This is a genomic window from Pseudomonas sp. C9D1 (assembly GCF_056491235.1).
Map to the genome: position 1 here is coordinate 2,995,825 of NZ_JBSZIE010000002.1, position 22,425 is coordinate 3,018,249.

General features: G+C 56.0%; 15 protein-coding genes and 1 tRNA gene. All 16 read left to right on the forward strand.

The features are described from left to right. Positions 1 to 183 precede the first annotated feature (183 nt). On the forward strand, positions 184 to 2,730 hold the full coding sequence (locus ACXI0U_RS21960; RefSeq protein ID WP_479550800.1) for an ATP-binding protein: 2,547 nt from the start codon (positions 184 to 186) through the stop codon (positions 2,728 to 2,730). 265 nt (positions 2,731 to 2,995) lie between these two features. Further along, positions 2,996 to 3,769: an ABC transporter ATP-binding protein gene (locus tag ACXI0U_RS21965; protein WP_021218650.1), complete on the forward strand. Its 774-nt coding sequence runs from the start codon at positions 2,996 to 2,998 to the stop codon at positions 3,767 to 3,769. Positions 3,770 to 3,786: 17 nt separating this feature from the next. Continuing rightward, positions 3,787 to 4,539: an ABC transporter substrate-binding protein gene (locus tag ACXI0U_RS21970; RefSeq protein ID WP_431482872.1), complete on the forward strand. Its 753-nt coding sequence runs from the start codon at positions 3,787 to 3,789 to the stop codon at positions 4,537 to 4,539. 56 nt (positions 4,540 to 4,595) lie between these two features. Next, on the forward strand, positions 4,596 to 5,291 hold the full coding sequence (locus ACXI0U_RS21975) for an ABC transporter permease (RefSeq protein WP_021218648.1): 696 nt from the start codon (positions 4,596 to 4,598) through the stop codon (positions 5,289 to 5,291). Beyond that, positions 5,288 to 5,977 carry an ABC transporter permease gene (locus tag ACXI0U_RS21980; protein ID WP_021218647.1) on the forward strand — a complete coding sequence of 230 codons (690 nt, stop codon included), beginning with the start codon at positions 5,288 to 5,290 and terminating at the stop codon, positions 5,975 to 5,977. Before ACXI0U_RS21975 ends, ACXI0U_RS21980 begins: the two co-directional genes overlap by 4 nt. Before the next feature lie 72 nt (positions 5,978 to 6,049). After that, positions 6,050 to 7,306, forward strand: a complete 1,257-nt coding sequence (locus ACXI0U_RS21985) for a methyltransferase (RefSeq protein ID WP_431482873.1) — start codon at positions 6,050 to 6,052, stop codon at positions 7,304 to 7,306. Positions 7,307 to 7,544: 238 nt separating this feature from the next. Further along, positions 7,545 to 7,620 (forward strand) — tRNA-Thr (locus ACXI0U_RS21990). Positions 7,621 to 7,718: 98 nt separating this feature from the next. Beyond that, positions 7,719 to 8,941, forward strand: a protein-coding gene (locus tag ACXI0U_RS21995) for an IS3 family transposase (RefSeq protein WP_431484071.1) whose coding sequence is annotated in 2 segments (ribosomal slippage) — positions 7,719 to 8,070 and positions 8,070 to 8,941 — 1,224 coding nt in all. Because the reading frame shifts where the segments join, the coding sequence is not laid out codon by codon here. A 2,014-nt stretch (positions 8,942 to 10,955) separates the two neighbouring features. Beyond that, entirely contained in the window at positions 10,956 to 11,774 is an 819-nt protein-coding gene (locus ACXI0U_RS22000) for an ABC transporter permease (protein ID WP_479551112.1), read from the forward strand. A 44-nt stretch (positions 11,775 to 11,818) separates the two neighbouring features. Next, positions 11,819 to 13,132, forward strand: coding sequence for an ABC transporter ATP-binding protein (locus tag ACXI0U_RS22005; protein ID WP_431482874.1), 1,314 nt, complete (start codon positions 11,819 to 11,821; stop codon positions 13,130 to 13,132). 35 nt (positions 13,133 to 13,167) lie between these two features. Continuing rightward, entirely contained in the window at positions 13,168 to 17,916 is a 4,749-nt protein-coding gene (locus ACXI0U_RS22010; RefSeq protein ID WP_479550801.1) for a glycosyltransferase, read from the forward strand. A gap of 18 nt (positions 17,917 to 17,934) precedes the next feature. Further along, on the forward strand, positions 17,935 to 18,816 hold the full coding sequence (locus ACXI0U_RS22015; RefSeq protein ID WP_431482876.1) for an NAD-dependent epimerase/dehydratase family protein: 882 nt from the start codon (positions 17,935 to 17,937) through the stop codon (positions 18,814 to 18,816). Then, on the forward strand, positions 18,813 to 19,844 hold the full coding sequence (locus ACXI0U_RS22020; protein ID WP_431482877.1) for a GDP-mannose 4,6-dehydratase: 1,032 nt from the start codon (positions 18,813 to 18,815) through the stop codon (positions 19,842 to 19,844). Before ACXI0U_RS22015 ends, ACXI0U_RS22020 begins: the two co-directional genes overlap by 4 nt. 13 nt (positions 19,845 to 19,857) lie before the next feature. After that, a complete protein-coding gene (locus ACXI0U_RS22025; protein WP_431482878.1) occupies positions 19,858 to 20,889 on the forward strand; it encodes a GHMP family kinase ATP-binding protein in 1,032 nt (343 codons plus the stop codon). Further along, positions 20,886 to 21,470: a D-sedoheptulose 7-phosphate isomerase gene (locus tag ACXI0U_RS22030; RefSeq protein ID WP_431482879.1), complete on the forward strand. Its 585-nt coding sequence runs from the start codon at positions 20,886 to 20,888 to the stop codon at positions 21,468 to 21,470. The genes ACXI0U_RS22025 and ACXI0U_RS22030 overlap by 4 nt, the downstream gene beginning before the upstream one ends. Continuing rightward, a complete protein-coding gene (locus ACXI0U_RS22035; protein WP_431482880.1) occupies positions 21,470 to 22,159 on the forward strand; it encodes a nucleotidyltransferase family protein in 690 nt (229 codons plus the stop codon). The genes ACXI0U_RS22030 and ACXI0U_RS22035 overlap by 1 nt, the downstream gene beginning before the upstream one ends. Positions 22,160 to 22,425 lie beyond the last annotated feature (266 nt).

Sequence of the window (22,425 nt, forward strand, 5' to 3'; positions counted from 1 at the left end):
TAATGCGCTGACCTTCTTTAACCAATCACCCTCTTCACATGGCACATCGACACCAAGGGCAGAGGTTCCGCTTGGAACACCGGGAGGGGGAAAAAGGTTCATTAAAAAATACGGAATCTTTCCAAGCCGGGAACTTCTAAGACGATCAGCCCCGAAAAGCGCACGAGCGCCGCAGAAGAACAGATGGACGCGAGTTCAAACGATCACGCCTTCCCCGCCCCGCCACCCACCGCTGCCGCAGCAGGGGACTTCCTCAACAGCGTAGGGGAAATGGCACCGCTGATCCGCGCCCACGACTGGGGCATCACCCCGCTGGGTGCCCTGCAGGACTGGGCCGCCCCGCTGAAGTCCATCCTCGGCGTGGGGCTCAATTCGCGCTTCCCGGTGTGCATCTACTGGGGCCGGGACTATCACCTCCTCTATAACGACGCCTACAGCGCCATCCCGGGCGACAAGCACCCCTGGGCCCTGGGCCGGCCGGCGCGGGAAGCCTGGGCGGATATCTGGGACACGCTCGAGCCCATGTTCGACGGCATCATGCAAACCGGCGTCGCGGTGCACGTCGAGGACGGGCTGCTGCCGATGCAGCGCTTCGGCTACGTCGAGGAGTGCTACTTCAACTACAACGTCAGCCCGATTCTCGGCTTCGACGGCCGCCCGACCGGCCTGTTCAACACCGTCATCGAAACCACCGTGCAGGTCATCGAAGCGCGGCGCAGCCGGCTGCTGGGCGAACTGCGCGCCAGTACCCGCACCGCTGCCAGCCCCGCAGAGGCCTGCCACCTGGCGGAGGAGGTGCTCCGCGGCGCCGCCGCCGACCTGCCCTTCTGCCTGCTTTACCGCCTCAACGCCGAAGGGCGGGCCGAGCTGGCCCTCTGCAGCGGCCTGGAACCGGGCGATGCGCTGGCTCCCCTGGAGCTGGCCCCGGGCACGGCGCCCTGGGCAGCGACCGCCGCTGGCGACACCCTGGATATCGAGCTGGAGCGACCGCAGTCGCTGCCGCCCTGGCCAGAGCCGGTCACCCGCGCGCGGGTGCTGCCCCTTATTGCCGATGGCGCCGATGATCGCCCCCTGGGCGTGCTGGTGTGTGCCATCAGCCCGCGGCGCCCGCTGGATGCACGCTACCGGCGCTTCCTCGACGAGCTGGCGGAAAGCCTCAGCGGCGACCTGGCACGGGCGGCCCGCCAGGCCGAAGAGACGGACCGCCTGCACCAACGCACCCTGGAGCGCGACCGCATCTGGAACCTCTCCCTGGACCTGCTCTGCGTCGCCGACCAGCAGGGCCGCCTGCTCAGCATCAACCCGGCCTGGACCACGACCCTGGGCTGGAGCGAGGAAGAACTGCTGGGTCGCACGACGCACTGGCTGGAGCACCCGGACGATATCCCCAGTACCGACCAGACCCGCCAGGAACTGGCCGGGGGCCTGAGGATCCGGCGCTTCGAGAACCGCCTGCGCCACCGCGACGGCAGCTACCGCTGGCTGTCCTGGAGCGCCACGCCGGAAAACGACATCCAGTACGGCAACGGCCGCGACATCACCGAGGAAAAACGCACCGCCGAGGTGCTGCGACGCACCGAAGAGGCGCTGCGCAATGCCCAGCGCATGGAAGCGGTCGGGCAGCTCACCGGCGGCATCGCCCACGACTTCAACAACCTCCTGGCGGGCATCCGCGTCGGCCTCGACCTGATCCGTCGACGCCTGCCGGACGAATCCCGCCAGGACCTCGAGCGCTTCATCGACGCCGCCACCGACTCCGCCGAGCGCGGTGCCACGCTGACCCACAACCTGCTGTCATTCGCCCGCCGCCAGGCCCTGGATATACAGCCGATCCGCCTTGATGCCTGGCTCGCCGAACATCGCCCGCACCTGGCGGAACGCGCCGGGCCGGCGGTGAAGCTGGTGCTGCAGGTCGACCCGCTGCCCGCCACAGTCCTGTGCGACGCCGAACAGCTGTGCAAGGCACTGGAGCACCTGGTGGACAATGCCCGCGAGGCGATGCCCGACGGTGGCCAATTGCTGATCCGCGCCAGCATCCCGGAAGAAAGCGCCGAAGGCGCGGAGCCGAACCCGGGCGATTACCTGCTGCTGGAAGTGCATGACACCGGCCGAGCCATGGACGAGAGGGTGCTGAGCCACGCCTTCGAACCCTTCTTCACGACAAAACCACTGGGTCAGGGAAGCGGGCTGGGGCTGTCCATGGTATATGGCTTCATCAAACAGACCGGTGGCCAGGTCCGCTTGCAAAGCGGCGCCGGCCAAGGCACCCGTGTCAGCCTTTATCTACCGCGAGGTCCCGTTTTGTCGGAACAACAACAAAGCCCAGTCGAGCAGCCCACAGGGGCGGCCAATCGTGAATCCATTCTGGTGGTGGAAGACGCCGACGTGGTGCGCATGCTCACGGTCGAGGTGCTGGAAGAGTTCGGCTACCAGGTGATGGAGGCCTGCGACGGCCAGCAGGCGCTGGCCATCCTGCGCAGCGACGCGACCATCGACCTGCTGCTCACCGACATCGGCCTGCCCGGCATGAACGGCCAGGAGCTGGCGGCCGTGGCCCGCGACCTGCGCCCGGGCCTGCGCGTGCTGTTCGCCACCGGCTATGCCGAGATCGTCAGCATCGACGGCAGCGAGCTGGCCACCCAGATGGACATGATCGCCAAACCCTTCTCCATCGACGAACTGCGCGAGAAGGTCTCCAGCCTGCTGGAAGGGCGCGGCAAGGCCCGCTGAAACACCCCCTCTGGCCAGCGCCTGGCACTGGAATTGCGAGCGTTTTGCGCGTAGGGTGCGCCGCCTTTGCGTCGAACCCAGGCAAAAACCGTCTTTTCTTGCGTTTGCGCGACAATCGGCTGCATCCATGCGACAAGCCCCACAAGCGAGCCGGCGCGGTGCCAGTACCGCCCTTGGCGCCCCTTGGGGCCTATGCTAGGTTGGCCTCCTTCGCCAGGAAGGCCGATCGCAGCCGGAGCGCATCCGAACAATAAGAGGAACCCCCATGGCCGAGGCCACGCCCGCGCTAGAAATCCGCAACCTGCACAAACGCTACGGCGATCTTGAAGTGCTCAAGGGCATCTCCCTTACCGCCCGTGATGGTGACGTCATCTCCATCCTCGGTTCTTCCGGCTCCGGAAAATCCACCTTCCTGCGTTGCATCAACCTGCTGGAAAACCCCCACCAGGGCCAGATCATCGTCGCTGGCGAAGAGCTCAAGCTGAAACCCGCCCGCTCCGGCGAACTGGTCGCCGCCGACGGCAAGCAGATCAACCGGCTGCGCAGCGAAATCGGCTTCGTGTTCCAGAACTTCAACCTGTGGCCGCACATGACGGTCCTCGACAACATCATCGAGGCGCCGCGCCGCGTGCTCGGCCAGAGCAGGGCAGAAGCCACCGAAGTTGCCGAGGCCCTGCTGGCCAAGGTCGGCATCGCCGATAAGCGCCACGTTTACCCCGCCCAGCTCTCCGGCGGCCAGCAGCAGCGCGCGGCTATTGCGCGCACTCTGGCGATGCAGCCTAAAGTGATTCTGTTCGACGAACCCACCTCGGCGCTCGACCCCGAGATGGTACAAGAAGTGCTTAACGTGATCCGCGCGCTCGCCGACGAGGGCCGGACCATGCTGCTGGTAACCCACGAAATGAACTTCGCCCGCCAGGTTTCCAGCGAGGTGGTGTTCCTCCACCAGGGCCTGGTGGAAGAGCAGGGGCCGCCACAGCAGGTGTTCGACAACCCGACCTCGGCGCGCTGTAAACAATTCATGTCCAGCAATCGCTAAACACGGAGCAACATCGCATGAAGAACTACAAGAAGATCCTGCTGGCCGCTGCCGCCACCCTGGCCTTCGGGACCAGTGCCGTCGCCGCCGATAAACTGAAGATCGGTACCGAAGGCGCCTACCCACCCTTCAACCTGATCGACGCCAGCGGCCAGGTCGGCGGCTTCGACGTCGAGATCGCCCAGGCCCTCTGCGCCAAGATGAAGGCCGAATGCGAAGTGGTCACCTCCGATTGGGACGGCATCATCCCGGCCCTGAACGCCAAGAAATTCGACTTCCTCGCCGCGTCCATGTCGATCACCGAAGAGCGCAAGCTGGCCGTCGACTTCACCGACGCCTACTACACCAACAAGCTGCAGTTCATCGCTCCCAAGGACGCTGACTTCAAGACCGACAAGGCCAGCCTGAAAGGCAAGGTCATCGGTGCCCAGCGCGCCACCATCGCCGGCACCTGGCTCGAAGACAACATGGCCGACGTGGTCGACATCAAGCTCTACGACACCCAGGAAAACGCCTACCTGGACCTGTCCTCCGGCCGCCTCGACGGCGTCCTGGCCGACAAGTTCGTCAACTGGGAATGGCTGAAGAGCGACGCCGGCAAGGGCTTCGAATTCAAGGGCGAGCCGGTGTTCGACAACGACAAGATCGCCATCGCCGTGCGCAAGGGCGACCCGCTGCGCGAGAAGCTGAATGCCGCACTGAAGGAAATCGTCGCTGACGGCACCTATAAGAAGATCAACGACAAGTACTTCCCTTTCAGCATCTATTGATGCCCGCCTGACCGGCGCCGCCCACGCGGCGCCGGTCCCCAGCAGTAGCCTTGCAGATGAACCTCGACCTCTACGGATTCGGCCCCGCCCTGGCGGCCGGCACCCTGATGACCATCAAGCTGGCGCTTTCAGCGCTGTCGCTCGGTCTGGTGCTGGGCCTGCTCGGTGCGCTGGCCAAGACTTCCCCCATGAAGCCTCTGCAGTGGCTTGGCGGGGCCTACTCCACCATCGTGCGCGGTGTGCCCGAATTGCTCTGGGTCCTGCTGATGTATTTCGGCACCGTGAACCTCATGCTGGCCATTGGCGAAGAACTCAACTTGCCTGGCCTGGAGCTGTCGGCCTTCGCCGCCGGCACCATTGCCCTCGGCCTGTGCTTCGGCGCCTACGCCACCGAGGTGTTCCGCGGCGCCATCCTGGCCATCCCCAAAGGGCACCGTGAGGCCGGCCTGGCGCTGGGCCTTTCCGGCTCGCGCATCCTCTGGCGCCTGATCCTGCCGCAGATGTGGCGCATCGCCCTGCCGGGCCTTGGCAACCTGTTCATGATCCTGATGAAGGACACCGCACTGGTCTCGGTGATCGGCCTTGAGGAAATCATGCGTCGCTCGCAGATCGCCGTGACCGCCAGCAAGGAGCCCTTCACCTTCTACCTGGTGGCGGCCTTCATCTACCTGGGCCTGACCATCCTCGCGATGATTGGTCTGCACTGGCTGGAAAAACGTGCCGGACGCGGCTTCAAAAGGAGCGCGGCATGAACTGGGACGTCATCATCAAGTACCTGCCGCGCCTGTTCGACGGGGCACTGCTGACCCTGGAACTGGTGGCTATCGCCGTGGTCGCCGGGCTGATTCTCGCCCTGCCCATGGGCATCGCCCGGGCCTCCCGCCACTGGTACGTGCGCGCACTGCCCTACGGCTATATCTTCTTCTTCCGCGGCACGCCGCTGCTGGTACAGCTGTTCCTGGTCTACTACGGCCTCGCCCAGTTCGACCTGGTGCGCAAGGGCCCGCTCTGGCCCTACCTGCGCGACCCGTTCTGGTGTGCCGTCATCACCATGATCCTGCATACGGCGGCCTATATCGCCGAGATCATCCGCGGGGCCATCCAGGCCATCCCGCCGGGCGAGATCGAAGCGGCGCGGGCATTGGGCATGTCGCAATTCAAGACCCTGGTGCACATCATCCTGCCGCGTGCGGCGCGCATCGGCCTGCCGGCCTACAGCAACGAAGTGATCCTGATGCTCAAGGCCAGCGCCCTGGCCAGCACCGTGACCCTGCTGGAACTCACCGGCATGGCTCGTACCATCATTGCCCGCACCTATATGGCACCAGAGTTCTTCTTCGTCGCCGGGGTCTTCTACCTGGTGATCGCCTTCGTGCTCATCCGTGCCTTCCGCCTGCTGGAACGCTGGCTACGGGTCGACGCCTGCCAAGGCCGCTGACCGCCCGCTGCCCCTCGCCACAAGGGGCAGCGCTATACTGCGGGCCCGATCGTCTTTCTCCTTCCACACTCCATGCCAAGCCCCGCGCCCCTTCAGGGCCCCCTGCTGCTCGAACGCTTCGCAGCGCTGGATGAGTTCCTCAGCCAGGGCTACCCGCTGTGGCACCCGGAACCCTTCACCGAGTTGCGCCTGGGCTGGGAAGACGAGCTGCCCGAACTGGCCCGCTGGCTACGCGGCCGCAGCCTGGAGCAGGCGGAAGCGAGCCACGGCCTGCTGCACCTGCCTGATGCCCCCGCGCCCTTCCCTGAACTGGCGGCCCGCTCCCACGAGCTGGCCGACACCGGCGCATTCGATAACGCCCTCGAGCGCCAGTGGCCAGCAGCCCTCTGTCTCGACGTGCCCGGTCGCAAATGGCAGCAGATCCAGGCCTTCGCCGGCAGCCTGCGGTTCACTCACAAACCCAGCCACTGGCTCGACTGGTGCGCCGGCAAAGGCCACCTTGGGCGCACCTTGGCGCACCCCGACGCCGCACTCACCTGCCTGGAGTTCGATCCGCTGCTGGTGGAAGACGGCCAACGCCTCAGCGACCGGCTCGGTCTCGCGGCCTCGCACCGCCTACAAGATGTGCTGGCTGTCGACGCGGCAACGCAGCTGCATCCCGAACACACCACCATCGCCCTGCACGCCTGCGGCGACCTGCACGTGCGCCTGCTGCAACTGGCCACTGACCAGGGCTGTGGACAACTCGCCATCGCCCCCTGCTGCTACAACCGCATCACAGAACAGCACTACCAGCCCCTCTCCACCGCCGCGCAACGCTCCACCCTGCGCCCGGATCGGCGGGACCTGCGCCTGGTACAGAGCGAAACCGTCACCGCCGGTGCGCGCGTCCGCCGCCAACGCGACCAGTCCATGGCCAGGCGCCTGGCCTTCGACCTGCTGCAGCGGGAACAACGCGGCCTCGACCAGTACCTGCCCACACCCTCGTTACCGGTGAGCTGGCTGGAAAAAACCCTCGAGCGCTACTGCCACGACCTCGCCCAGCTCAAGGGCCTGGCTGCGCCTGCTCCGCGCGACTGGGCCAGGCTGGAGGCCCGGGGCTGGCAACGCCTGGCCCAGGTACGCAACCTGGAGCTGCTGCGCGCCCTCTACCGCCGCCCCCTGGAAATCTGGCTGCTGCTCGACCGCGCCCTGCTCCTTCAGGAACGCGGCTACCGGGTGCAGGCCGGCCGCTTCTGCGAACACCGCCTCACCCCCCGCAACCTCCTGCTACTCGCGGAGCGCAGCGATTTGCCCACAGAACCTGTGGATAACTTTGTTGATGAATGATGAGCAACTGCCCGAACGCCCATCCGGGCAAGGCCTGCTGAGAATTGATCGCTTTTTGAGCAAAAAATAAATCATCAGAAAAACAGCCAGTTACGCCATTCCGCGACCCAGATCACAGTTCACGAGTACTTTCGTGCCAAAAACCACTCACTTGTGCATAAGCATGCGCATTCTGATTCTGAGCGGCAGCAACAGGTGGTTTACTCGGCTCAACCAATCGCTATAATGGCCGCCCCTTGCCGGTATAGCTCAGCTGGTAGAGCAACTGACTTGTAATCAGTAGGTCCCGGGTTCGACTCCTGGTGCCGGCACCAAACATGAAAAAGCCCCGCAGTGATGCGGGGCTTTTTTGTGCATGATGTCCCGTCCTGAATAAGGTTTACACCTTCGCCCTTATTTCAGGAGAGCCCCGATGGCAGAAGGTATCCGTCGCAGTCAGCGTGATTACACGCAGGCTTTTAAACTGGCAGTGGTCGATCAGGTCGAAAAAGGCGAAATGAGCTACAAGGAGGCTCAGGCTCGCTACGGCATCCAGGGCCGCTCGACGGTGCTGGTGTGGTTACGCAAGCATGGTCGGCAGGACTGGAGTCAGGGAGCCTCCATTCGATCCGCCAGGAGCAAGCCGATGTCCGAACCCAACCTGCCACTGACGCCGGAGCAGCGCATCAAGGAGCTGGAGCAGCAGCTGGAAGTCATGAGCCAGAAGGCCCAGTTCTTCGAAGCGGTCGTGAACGTACTGAAGAACGACTACGGCGTATCCGTTGTAAAAAAGCGTCCCGGCAAGTCCTCACGCAAGGGCAAATCCTAGCGCTGAGCGTTAGCAGGGCTTGCCAGTTCATGGGCTTGAGTCGCCAAGCCTATTACCAGCGTAACCACTCGGCGGACCAGCGTTCCGAGCAAGATTCGCTGATTGCCCAGGTCGTGCGTGAGGTACGGATGCGGCAGCCCCGTCTGGGGGCGCGCAAGTTGCATTTTTTGCTGCAGGATCAGGCCAGGATCGCGTTCCATGTGGGCCGGGATCGCCTGTTTAGGGTGCTGGCGGAGCATCGCCTGCTGGTCAAACCCAAGCGGGCGTACCACAAGACCACCCATAGCTTTCACCGGTTCTATCGTCATCCGAATCTGCTCAAGCCAGGGCTGCAGCAGGTGTTGCCCTGCGCCCCGGAGCAGGTATGGGTGGCGGACATTACCTATCTGCCGAGCCAGAGCGGTCCGCTGTACCTGAGCCTGGTCACCGATGCCTATTCGCGCAAGATCGTCGGCCATCACGTCCACGACAGCCTGCATGCCGAGTCGGTGGCCCGGGCCTACAGCCAGGCGCTGCGGTACCGCACGACGCGGACCCCCCTGGTGCATCACTCCGACCGAGGCATCCAGTACTGCTCGGAGCTGTACCAACGCCTGCACGTGCAGCACGGGGCAACCTGCTCGATGACCGATGGTTACGACTGTTACCAGAATGCGCTGGCTGAGCGCGTCAACGGCATCCTGAAGAACGAGTTGCTGGAGCACCCTCCCACCGGCCTCGGACAGGCGCGTCGCATGGTGCGCGAAGCCGTCGATATCTATAACCGGGAGCGGCCTCACCTGGCTCTAAAATACAAAACGCCCGATGCGGTGCATCGGGCGCTTTGAGGTATGGAGCTTGGCCTGAAAGGTGTAAACCTATTTCAGGACTAGACATGAATTTCCTGCCCTACTGCTTCCAGAGCTAGCTGAGCGCGCATCGGTCTCTGAGTCGCCTCCTCAACCGAATTTAGTAGACATAGCTGCCTTCACCACTGAAGGATTAGCTTGAGCTGAGCAACGGTAAGGGATGCACGGCTCCACATCGAGCAACGTGCCAATCAGTATGCCCGCTCAATTGGGCAGAAATGTACCCCGTACTTGACTACTGACTTGTCGCATATCAATTCAACCAGAAATACTACTCAAAGATGGTATCGCTAGAGACTGACGCTGACCCTAGTAACTTATATAGCATTATATTTGCGTCTCGACCTTGAGAGCGGCACTAAAAATTAGTGGGTACTGATTTCATCCTGCATACAGATTATTTCTGCTGCAGATGCCTGATGCTGAAACAGATAAATTATAGAGACCACTCATATCGTGCTAGGGCTTTAGCCTGAAAATCCGAACACAGTAACATCTAAAAACTGAAGAGTCTCGAGTCGAATAGTCGCACACCTCCCCACCGCAATAAGTAAAAATATTTCGGGCGGACTACTTGACGGGATTAACAAAACCCAGAGGCCAAAAGCTCTTTTTGAAGTAATCTCGAGCTATCTAGGTGGTCGAAGATCCAGAAACATGCAACTCGGCTAGACCTACTACTGACTACTTCATTCAGCCCCCCCCCCCAAAAGAAGCAGACTCCCCAATCACACTCCGGCATTTGTTTCGCACGCGCCTCTCGACGCCCAAGAAATTTTCTGCCGCGCACATTCCACTGGGGCGTATTAGTTACGTCGGTACATTGTCATTAATCCCAGGCCGCCCCATATATTCCCCATTTCGCACTTCCTGCGAGACTACCCCAACTCGAGGAGCGCACTGTTCTCAACGTTTGTTTTATCACCAAGCTTCTGGCCGGACCTCAGCGCCTGACCTACCGAAGAACAGAAAAATCATAGAATGAAGTAACCGATGTTTATAAGTTAAATAGGACCGTGCTAACTTAGGGCTAAGTCCAGAGAAAAAGATGACACCGCACATCGGCTTTCTCCTATCGAAAAAGGACACACTCGGTATCGGCTATGATTATTCTGGCCGTGACCTGAGCGATACACATCGTACTGGCTTAATTTAGACCGACAGGACGACGGCCTCGATGCGACGGTCAAGTTCGCTAGGCGGCCCAGTGTCCCGTGCTGAAAGCTGACCTCTTCCCCTCAGCCATTCGCTGACCTAGGCTTAGGGAGCTCCAAGCGCAAATGGCTGACAGTATAAACACGCTGCGCTAAGCGGCTGGGGGACCTTTCACCCCTCTCAACCACAACGCAAAGGGATCACAGGTAGTAAAATTGTAGCCAAGCAGCAGGGACGGTATCATTGACAGGTACCACTGAAGAGGCGGCCGATTGGCATGACAGCCAAGCAGTAGGGCAAAGATGTGAGAAAGACAGCACTAGCCTACTGCACTCTAGCATTGACAAATGCTGGAGCGAGCGCCAAGTAGAAGAGGGTCTTGGCTTAGATGCATCGGCCAATAATGGGAAGGTTTGCACTGCTAGCAGGAGGGGATTCCCCCGAGCGAGCGCGTAACAAATCTCTTGCAACACACTATAGGGACATAGACTTTTGAAAGGTCCTATCAACCACGAAGACGTTTTCGTGGGCGTAGTAGCTATACCAACACTAGATCGTTCGGTAGAACTCAAGCTGGTACAACTCAAAGCAACCGCCCTGCTTTGCGCATACTTCTGCAAGCCGTATTCGATGGAGCAGCAGGGCTCTCGCGCCTACAAGGAGGTCAAAGCTCCTAGGGCCGGCTACTTGAATGCCTCTCATCTCACTGTTGAAAAGTGCCCGCATAAATGGCCAGCAAGTCGTTTCTCGACTCATCCCTGTCTCACTGAGCGCTTCACAGCCATTTCTGCCAATGATCTTCATGGCGGAGTTTTTACAGAAGCCGAGTTTTTATCTTATGCGTAATTTCCCCGCTACCCCCATTGAAATGGCGGCTAGCCTTTGGCGAAACAGAAGCCTAATTCACGCCTCGGTCAAGCGCGAAGTCCTGGGCCGTTACCGAGGCTCAGCCCTTGGGGTTTTCTGGTCTTTTTTTAATCCACTCTGCATGCTAGCGGTATATACTTTTGTTTTTAGTGAAGTGTTTAAGGCGCGCTGGAGCGGAGGGGGCGACTCAAAAACCGAGTTTGCTCTCCTGCTTTTTGCCGGTCTGATTGTCTTCAATCTGTTTGCCGAGTGCATCAACCGCGGCCCGAGTCTTATCCTCTCCAATCCCAACTATGTCAAAAAGGTAGTCTTCCCCTTGGAGATACTGCCTTTTGTAAGTCTGCTATCTGCGCTCTACCACGTATGTATAAGTTTAAGTGTTTGGCTTACAGTATACGCAATTCTATTTGGCGCTCCCCATATCACCGCCCTACTATTCCCACTGATTATCATTCCGTTTTCACTTCTCATAATGGGCCTCAGCTGGGCCTTGGCCTCTATAGGTGTATTCTTGAGAGACGTAACTCAGTTCATTGGCATTATAGTTACCATGCTAATGTTCTTGAGCCCCATTTTCTACCCCGCTAGCGCCCTACCAGAAAATTACCAACGCCTTCTTTATCTAAACCCGCTAACCCCTGTTATCGAAATGAGCCGAGATGTTTTGTACTGGGGTAAACTTCCAAACTTCTGGATGCTACTGATCTATTGGATCACCACTATTGCCATATCCTGGCTCGGCTTTGCATGGTTTCAGAAGACCCGCAAAGGATTCTCCGATGTTTTGTAGTTCCATACGTTATTCGAGCGCATCGATAGTAGGGCAACACCAACATGAGCAATGATATCGCTATTCAAGTTAAACACTTGAGTAAGTGCTACCAGATCTACGAGACTCCGCGCGATCGCCTCAAGCAGTTTGTATTACCACGCGCAGAGCGATTACTTGGAATCACACCTCGAAAACACTACCGCGAGTTCTGGGCGCTGAAAGACATCTCGTTCGAGATAAAAAAAGGCGCTACAGTTGGTATCGTCGGCCGTAATGGCAGTGGTAAATCCACGCTACTACAGATTATCTGCGGCACGCTCAATCCAACTATAGGGAGTATTACCACCAATGGGCGTGTCGCTGCTTTGCTGGAGCTCGGATCCGGGTTTAACCCAGAGTTCACGGGCCGTGAAAACATATACATGAATGCCTCAGTGCTCGGATTGGCCGAAGATGAGATCAACACCCGGTTCGACGAAATTGTTTCATTCGCTGACATCGGTGACTTCATTGACCAACCAGTCAAAGCATACTCCAGCGGAATGGTGGTACGACTTGCCTTTGCCGTCGCCATCAATGTAGCACCTGAAATTCTAATTATCGATGAGGCGCTTGCAGTTGGCGATGCTGCATTTCAACGTAAGTGCATGCGGAAGATTAGCGATTTAAGTGATGCTGGCGTAACACTACTATTCGTCAGCCATGATATGGAGACTGTGAAGAAAATCTGCAGCGAAGCCCTGTATCTGGCACGGGGGGTCGCTATCGAATTTGGAGCTGCCAAGCAGGTCTGCATTTCATATGAACGTGACCTGTTCGGCGCATCCAGAAACGCAGAAACGACGCAGACGGCAAAACTGCCTGCCTCATCAGAACAAAGTCAGGCGGTGCTAGACCAAGACCTGCTTAAGACCAATGAAAAGACATATGGAGATGGTAGAGCGCAAATTAGCGATATTTCCATCACGAGCCAGCATCAGCAACAAACGAACATATTAACCCCAAACACCTCTTATGTGTTCTCTTATACGGTTACATTTTTTGCAGCGGTCACCACGCCCGTATTCGGAATGATGATCACTAACCGAGAAGGTGTTTGTATTTTCGGTACCAACACGCAGCCCCATCCTGTATCTAAACGATCATTTCTAGAGGGCGATAAACTACGGATAGAGTTCCATCTAACTAATCACCTTGGCCCGGGGATTTTTTACCTAACATGCGGAGTTCACACAGCGGCCAATAGTGACGGCCTTGTCTATCTACAGCGTCGCATGGATGCACTTATATTCAAGGCCACCCAAAATGACGACTTCAATATGGGCGGCATGGTAAACCTGAATCCAAGAATTGAAGTAACTGAGGAAGCCCCGTGATTTCTAGTGTGGAGAGGGAGTCGAAGGTACAGGCTGTGACCTTCGTACATTCGCTTTTTCGCTCCGGTAGCACCTACTTTTATAACGCACTGAAGCGAACCGGAAAAGTTCATATCTATCATGAGCCCATGCATGAGGTCATTGCTTCTCTTGCAAATTCATGGGATCAAATGGCGAGCCGGAAGGAAGAGCTAAAAACGATCTTGCGTCATAATTTTTTGGAGGGCGGATATTTTGACGAATACGCCAGCCTCCTGCAGGACATTAAGCGATCCTTCGACCCAAAATTCAGCTTTGACTACTACTTCTTGAGCTCGGGTGACGAAGCCCCCGATATGAAGACATACATAGATATACTGAAGGAGGGCGCATCCCAACTCCCAGTTCTTCAATGCACCAGAACCTCCGGTAGAATTGATTGGCTGAAAGAAAATTACAAGTCAAGCAATGTCTTTCTGCTGCGCAACCCTTGGGATCAGTGGTACTCATATAAAGTTGATCCATACATCGCCAGCACACCACGCATTATTTATGCGCAAAACAATACTCCCGACCACCTGAAAGCAGTACTCATGAAAAGTGGCGCACCGCCATTGTATGAGGGCAACACACAAGAGAAAATCGCATACAGCCTTTTGCACCCTCTTACTCCGGAGCAAGACTATTTTCTTTTCTTCGGCTCATGGTTGCATTCCTTTGTCTGTGGCGAACAATACTGCGATGTATTCATCGATATGGATGAGCTAAGTACATCCGCTGAGTACCGGACGCAGTGCCTCGTAAAGCTGGAAGAAATCGGGATAAAATCAGTCGATTTTTCCGACGCAAAACTACACCGCGCCATCTTTGACAGCAGAGAAAAAGCCGGCTTCAGGAAAATAGAAGATCAGGTTTTAGAGATATTTCATCAATATGGTGTGCTAGTAGACTCGGCACGTAAATATTTGGAGACGTCCCGCCATAAGGCTTTTCCCGCGACGAAAGAACTAGTACAGCCCGCCTCGGACATTCTGGAGGACGCTTACCGTATGCGGGAGTTGCTGATCACGCGAGAACAGCAAATTGCAAGCCTGAGCCAAGCCATGGCAGAGCGCAATGTGCAGATCGACGGGCTGAATCAAGCCGTCACAGAGCGCAACGCGCAGATCGACGAGCTGAATCAAGCCGTCACAGAGTGCAACGCGCAGATCGACGAGCTGAATCAAGCCGTCACAGAGCGCCACGCGCAGATCGACGAGCTGAGTCAAACCGTCACAAAGCGCAACGCGCAGATCGACGAGCTGAGTCAAACCGTCACAAAGCGCAACGCGCAGATCGACGAGCTGAATCAAGCCATGGTAGAGCGCGACGAGCAAAGCGATGTTTTGAGTCAAACCATGGCAGAGCGTATTATACAGATCGGCAGTTTAAGTAAAGCAGTGGTAGAGCGCGACACAATTATTCGAGCCATACGCCAAAGTAAATCCTGGAAATTAACTGCGCCACTACGGAAAGTAAGTGTTATGTTCAGAAAAAATGACATTGGTTACATAGAACAAGGAAGCGAAAATCAAGCAACTGAAGCAGGGCCTAACGCTTTCTTCACTATCTGCTCAAAAAATTTCTTGGCGCATGCACGAGCACTGCACAAATCAATTCGACCACACTATCCTAGCTCTAGGTTTTTTCTAGTTCTGTGCGACAAAGTTGACGGCCTGTTTGACCCGGCAAAAGAACCATTCGAGTTCATGTACCTTGAGGATCTTGAGCTGCCTAACCTCTCCGAAATGGTGAGTCGCTACAACATCACAGAGTTCAATACAGCGGTAAAGCCTTTTGCTTTCCTGCGTTTGATGGAAAAATTCCAATTCACGTCTGTTGTCTACCTCGATCCCGACCTTTTCTTTGTCGACAGAATGCATGAAGTCGACCAGCTTCTTGCTAATGGCGCAGAGGCAGTGATGACTCCGCATATTCTGCAGCCGGCCGAGCATGATCAGATACATGATAGAAGTATGCTGCAGTTCGGAATCTACAACCTCGGTTTTCTGGCACTCAGCAATACACCACAGGTCCGGTCATTCCTTCAGTGGTGGAGCCGGCGCCTAGAAAAGGACTGCGTCATCCGCCTGGAGGACGGCTTGTTTGTTGATCAAAAGTGGGCAGATCTACTCCCAGCTTTTGTTCCTGGCACACGGATTCTGCATCACCCAGGGTATAACGTCGCATATTGGAACCTTCCACAGCGGAAAATTACTCGAAAAGCCGATCAGTGGCTTGCCAATGATAAACCTCTATGTTTTGTGCATTTCAGCGGCAACAAGCTGGATGACGTGACGACCTTCTCAAGGCACAGCCAGCAAGTTACCATCGACAACATCGGAGTATTACGCGAGCTGCTCGACGCCTACCGGCAGGAGGTATACAAGCAAGGACATGCTTTTTACCGCTCCCTCCCCTATGCATATAGCTGGGACGGTGCGGCTGGGGTGAATCTCCATACACCCAAGGAGTTAGATCTAGCAACTCAGCAAACTCTATTAGTGTCCTCCGCTGGGGGTGCAGCCGAGGTTGACTATACTCATCCCGGCGTCATTACGGTACTTCGACGCCGCTATTCTATGTTGTGTCTGGCATTCCCGATTGCAAGGCGTCTATCGGGTGGATGGGCACCGCTTATAGTGCGTGCATGGTCTGCTTATCAACGACACGGCTGGAACTACGTAAAAACAAAAGCAGTGGAACTCAGCGGCTTTAGAGCTCCGCCCATCATGCCGCCGATGCCGCGATTAGATCAAACGGACACGCACGACGATAAGTCGAGGCGACTCCTGTACTTGGATTGGGCAATCCCCAAACCCGATCAGGATGCTGCCTCGGTTACAGCAGCGCTACTTCTGCAGATCTTTGACTCAATTGGCTACAAGGTCACTTTTGTACCATGTGGGCTCAAGTACGAAGAAGGTTATTACGAAGATCTGACTGCGGCCAACATTGATGTGATTGTGTACCCTGCAATTCAGTCTGTGAAAGAGTGGCTACAAGAAAACGCAGCCAAATACGATGTTTGCGTCATGGCACGCGGCCCTGTCGTATGGCCTTATCTTGAGACGATCAAAGCATATGCCCCGGATCTTCGGCTGATATTTAATACCGTCGACCTTCACTATCTGCGTGAGTTGCGACAAGCTGAATTGACTAATGATGAGCTCGCTCGTCAAGCTGCACTGGTCCTGCGCGATCAAGAGCTCGAGCTAATCGACAAATGCGACCTAACTATTTTGCTTAGTAATGACGAACTGTACACGGTTCGCGAGCATAGGCCAGAGGCTCCACTGGCCGTCTTGCCAGTGGTATTCAAGGACATTCCAGGGACTACCAAGAGCTACGATCAGCGCCGTGACATCCTGTTCATTGGTAGCTTCCCACACAAACCCAATATCGACGCAGTCCTTTACTTCGCAGAATCGATCTTCCCAATCATAAAGCGCCAAATTCCCGATATCCGCTTCAAAGTAGTCGGCGCGCACCCGCCTGAGGAGATCCAGAAACTCGCCGCAACTCCCGGAATCGAGATCCTTGGTTTCGTTAAAGACCTAGAGCCGATGTTCGCTGACATTCGACTCACAATTGCTCCGCTGCGGTACGGCGCTGGCATCAAAGGCAAGATCGGTACCAGTCTTTGCTATGGAGTTCCCTGCGTGGCAACACCTATGGCAGTCGAAGGCATGAGGCTCACTGCAGGCCTGAACGTGCTGGTAGGCGGCTCTCCAGAAGAGTTTGCCAACGCAGTATGTGATGCCTATCAGAATGCCGAGCGCTGGGAGATATTGAGCACTGAAGGCTACAGATTCGCGCAAGCCAATTACTCGGTAGGTGTCATTGAGAAGCGCGTTCGTAATCTTCTATTCGCTGTCACCAATGGCTGGCGTGCGATCCATAACGTCGTGGAACTTGACTGCTGGGAGGCCTTTGAAAAGCACGCAGCCAAGATGGGGAATGACTACCAGCAGAGAGTTCTTCGCGAACAGACCTTGCTGCCCACCGATGGTTCGGACGGCTTCAGGACATCCGGCTTCTGCTGCGCCTGCGGCACCCATACCCGCTTCCTTACGAGCTTCATGTACTCGACTGGTAATACCCCAGACGGCAGGCCGATGCCGAATTGGCGGGAACACATGCAGTGCGAGCATTGCGGATTGGTTAACCGCATGCGAGCAGCGCTCAACGTTCTGCATACTTATGCTCCACCCGAGACAGACAGCCAGATTTACATCACTGAGAGGCTTACAAAAACCTACCAATGGCTTGCTGAGCGTTACCCGGGGATACAAGGAAGTGAATACTTCGGACCATCTCATCAGCCCGGCAGCCTAGTCGACGGCATCCGTCATGAAGACGTAATGAACTTGAGTTTCGCCGAAGGTTCTTTCGACCGAGTACTGTCTTTCGATGTACTTGAGCATGTACCCGACCCGGATCGCGCGTTCGGTGCACTATTTAGTGTTCTGAGATCAGGCGGCATGCTTATTTTCTCGGTGCCGTTCTCGGCGGACAGTTCGACGGATATCATAAGAGCGACGCTTGAAGAGGACGGCACAATTACACATCACATGCCTCCCGAGTATCACGGAAATCCCGTCGACCCAGAAGGCGGCGCATTGTGCTTCCGGTACTTTGGATGGCAAATGCTGGATAAGCTTCGCAGCGTCGGCTTCAGCAATGTCCGCTGCCTTGCCTACTGGTCAGAAGAGCAGGGTTATCTTGGACGCGAGCAGTATATTTTCGTCGCAACCAAACAATAGCAGGGAGGCTGTCTGCCAGTGAAAAGCAATCCAACTCTATTCATAGTGGGGGCCACGGGCTATATCGGTGCCTCCTTGCTTGCGAATGCAAACAAGGTTGGCTCTACCATTGGCACTTCATCCTCGGGCGGGGAAGACCTTCTGCCGCTTCGTTTGGATGCGCCCGCTGGGTTTGACTACGGCAAGATCCGCTCCGGCGATGTTGTTCTGCTAACTGCTGCTATTTCAGCACCTGACATTTGTGCTCATGACTACAATCGAGCGAGGAATGTGAATGTCACGGGTACATCGGACTTCATCCAGAGCGCCATCGATCGTGGCGCCCGCGTCATATTCTTCTCCAGCGACACCGTCTACGGTGAGCACGAAGATGAATTCGACGAAACAACAGCATGCTCTCCGGCCGGCGAATATGCAGAAATGAAGCGCGAACTAGAGCAGCGCTTCTTGGGTATGGAGTTATTTAAAACGATCCGACTTTCGTACGTATTTTCTCAAGAGGATAAGTTTAGCCGTTACCTGATTGGGTGCACTGAGCGAAATGAAGAAGCCGAACTATTCCATCCTTTTTTTCGGGCTATTGTTCACCGCGAAGATGTCATTCAGGGCGCATTGGCGTTGGCAACACGCTGGAATGAAGTACCCGAGCAGATAATTAACTTTGGCGGACCACAGGTGCTTTCCCGGGTCGATTTCGCCGAGTGCCTTCGCGAGGCCCACCTCTATGAACTGCGCTTCAAGGTTACAGAGCCCAGCAAAGACTTCTTTAAAAACCGGCCCCAAATCATTGCGATGACCTCACCGGTCTTTGCCAGACTGCTTGGACGGCAACCGCGTACGCTTAATGAAGCAGCCCGATTTGAATTTACATCGCTTTCAGATAATTCGAGATTTTCATGACCAAAAAAATACTGATAACTGGGATCACTGGGCAAGTGGGCTCGCAGTTTGCTGATTTTGTACTTGAGAATACGCCATACGAAGTCGTCGGTATGATGCGATGGCAGGAGTCGATGGATAATCTCTATCACTTGACCGATCGAATTAATCGCAAGGACCGTATAAGCCTGCACTACGCTGACCTGAATGATTACCCGGCTATTGCACGCATGCTCAAGGTTGTTAAACCGGATTACATCTCGCATCTGGCGGCGCAGTCGTACCCGAAGACTTCATTCGACATTCCGATCGAAACACTGCAGACCAATATCATCGGTACAGCGAATTTGCTGGAAGCCGTTCGCCAGCAAAAAGAAGCCGACAGTTACGATCCAGTCGTGCATATCTGCTCTTCGAGTGAAGTCTACGGACGCGCAAAACCCGGAATGCCGCTTGCGGAAGATACGCCATTTCACGGAGCAAGCCCCTACAGCATCAGCAAGATCGGCACGGACTATCTAGGTCGTTTCTATGGCGAGGCGTACGGACTACGTACCTTCGTAACCCGCATGGGTACACACTCCGGACCTCGGCGCAGCGACGTGTTCTTTGAGAGCACGGTAGCAAAACAGATCGCGTTGATTGAGGCCAGATATCAAATACCAGAGATTCGCGTAGGCAATCTCTCCAGCACTCGCACGTTCCAGGATGCACGCGACGCCGTTCGAGCCTACTTCCTTCTGCTCGAAGCGAGCGCACAAGGCAAGATCGCCTGCGGCGACTACTTCAACATCGCGGGAGAAGAGGCTTTCCAACTACCGGAAGTCATTGAAATTCTACTTGGGCTCAGCGTTCGCACCGACATCAAAGTTGTAACCGATCAAGATCGCCTACGGCCGATCGACGCCGACTATCAGATGTTCGATAACACTAAGATCCGCGCAGCGATCGCATGGACACCAGAGATCCCCGTTAGAAAAATGTTTGAAGACCTGCTGAACCACTGGCGCAGCGAAATCGCCAAGGGCCGTATTCCCTTGAATCGTTGACCAGAGAGATAAGATGCCTATTTTCCGCGCTCGTGCACCTCTACGCCTCGGCTTGGCTGGCGGAGGAACCGATGTGTCGCCGTTTTGCGACCTATACGGTGGTTTTGTATTAAATGCAACTATCGACCGCTACGCTTATGCCGTAGTCAAAACATTAAATGAGCCTGTGATTCGTTTCATCGCTACCGATCAGTGTGTCGAAACAGTTATACCAGTGAAAGCACCTCTACCGCTTGATGGCAAACTCGACTTACACAAGGCTGTCTACAACCACGTCATAAGAAATTTCAATGGAGGTAAAGCGATCCCGTTGGAATTGAGTACTTTCTGTGACGCCCCTGCCGGGTCTGGGTTGGGCTCTTCCTCCACGCTCGTTGTCGCGATGATCCGTGTATTCGTGGAGCTGCTGAACTTGCCGATGGACGACTACACCATCGCTCGTATGGCCTACCAGATTGAGCGAGTGGACTGTGGGCTACAAGGAGGTCGGCAAGATCAGTACTCGGCGACGTTTGGGGGATTCAACTTCATGGAGTTCCATGCCGATGAACTCACCCTTATAAATCCGCTGCGGATCAAAAACTGGATTATCTGCGAACTAGAGTCGTCTCTGGTGCTCTACTTTACCGGCGTATCACGGGAATCAGCACATATCATCGCCGACCAGAGCAGTAATGTGAAACTCGGTGCTGCAGACGCTGTAGAAGCGATGCATGGTATTAAGCGCGAAGCGCTAGCAATGAAGGAGTGCTTATTACGTGGGGACTTTCCAGGCTTGGTCGAATCCATGCGTCTGGGGTGGGAGAACAAGAAGCGCTCGGCCAAAACCGTGTCCAACTCTCACATTGATGCAATCTACGACAAGGCCATTCAGGTAGGCGCTTTAGCAGGAAAAGTGTCTGGGGCAGGTGGTGGTGGATTCATGTGGTTCTTTGTACCCACAGAGAAGCGGATGGATGTAATCCGCACCCTGAATAGCTTTGGTGGGCAGGTGAGCAATTGCCACTTCACAAAACATGGAACACAGGCATGGCGAATTGCATGAAAAAATACATTTTGGACCAAATTCGAGAAACCCAGCAGGTGCTGTCTAACATGCTGGCGGATAAGGCGTTACTGGCGCGTTTGGAGGCGGCGGCCGAAGCATGCATTCACGCCATGAAGAGCAAAAACAAATTATTGCTGGCCGGGAATGGTGGCAGTGCAGCTGATGCCCAACACATTGCAGGGGAGTTTGTCAGCCGTTTTGCTTTTGACAGGCCGGGGTTGCCCGCGATAGCACTGACGACGGACACATCAATTCTCACTGCGATCGGCAACGACTATGGCTATGAAAAACTTTTTGCACGCCAAGTTCAGGCGCATGCGCAAAAGGGTGACATTTTCATTGCCTATTCAACCTCGGGTAAATCACCTAATGTGATTGCCGCGCTGCAAGAGGCGAAGAACCACGGTGTTGTCTGCATTGGCATGAGCGGCAATCGTGGTGGCCCGATGAAGGAACTATGCGACTATTATCTGGACGTACCGTCGGCTGACACACCGAAAATCCAAGAAGGCCATGCCGTATTGGGCCATATCTTGTGTGGCCTAGTAGAACGTGCACTGTTCAAGGAACCCTCCTAATGGAAGCGATTGTTCTAGCGGGCGGGTTCGGTACACGGTTGCGACAAATTGTAGCCGACGTGCCAAAACCTATGGCTCCTGTAGCTGGGCGCCCATTTTTGGAAACTTTGCTTAGTTCGCTCGCGCAAAAAGGTTTTTCGCGGGTGGTTCTCTCTCTGGGTTTCATGGCTGAAAAGATATCAGGCCATTTTGGTCCGCAGTTCGCAGGACTAGACTTAGCGTATGTGGTGGAAGACACGCCGCTTGGCACCGGTGGGGCAACGAAGCTAGCCATGACCAGTTGCACACAGGATCATGTGTTTGTCTTCAACGGCGATACCTTTCTCGATCTTGAGGTCGAATTGCTTGAGCGCCAGTGGCAAGCGAAGCAATGCCCGATCGTAGTCGGCCGGCAGGTGCCGGATACCACACGCTATGGCCGACTGCTCGTAGTAGAAGGAAGGCGGGTCGCCAATTTCGCCGAGAAAGGAGTTGCGGGGCTAGGATTGATCAACGCAGGTTGCTATGTACTGGCAACGGATGCATTAGCGGGCTTCTCCCCAAACCGCCCCTTTTCCATCGAGACTGATTACTTGATGCCAGAGATTGAGCATTCAACAGTCGAGGTATTCATAACCGAAGGAACCTTCATCGACATTGGCATTCCAGAGGACTACCTCCGAGCGCAAACACTTCTGGCGAATCGATGAAGGCATCGAAGCCGTTTCTGGCCTGAGATGACCTGATTGATGTGAGTCATCACAATGTTCACATGCTAGAATAATTAATGGCAGCGCCGGCATTGAAACTCTCACAATCGCGTTTTTTCAAATTAGCCTAGGAAAACTCTAAGCCCCAAGCCAACACACGTATTATTTGAGTACGACACTGTACAGACTTACGAGTCTTGGAAGACCCTGCGTAACCCACCACCATATCCGTGGCTTACGCCAACAACGTTAACCACCGGATCTAG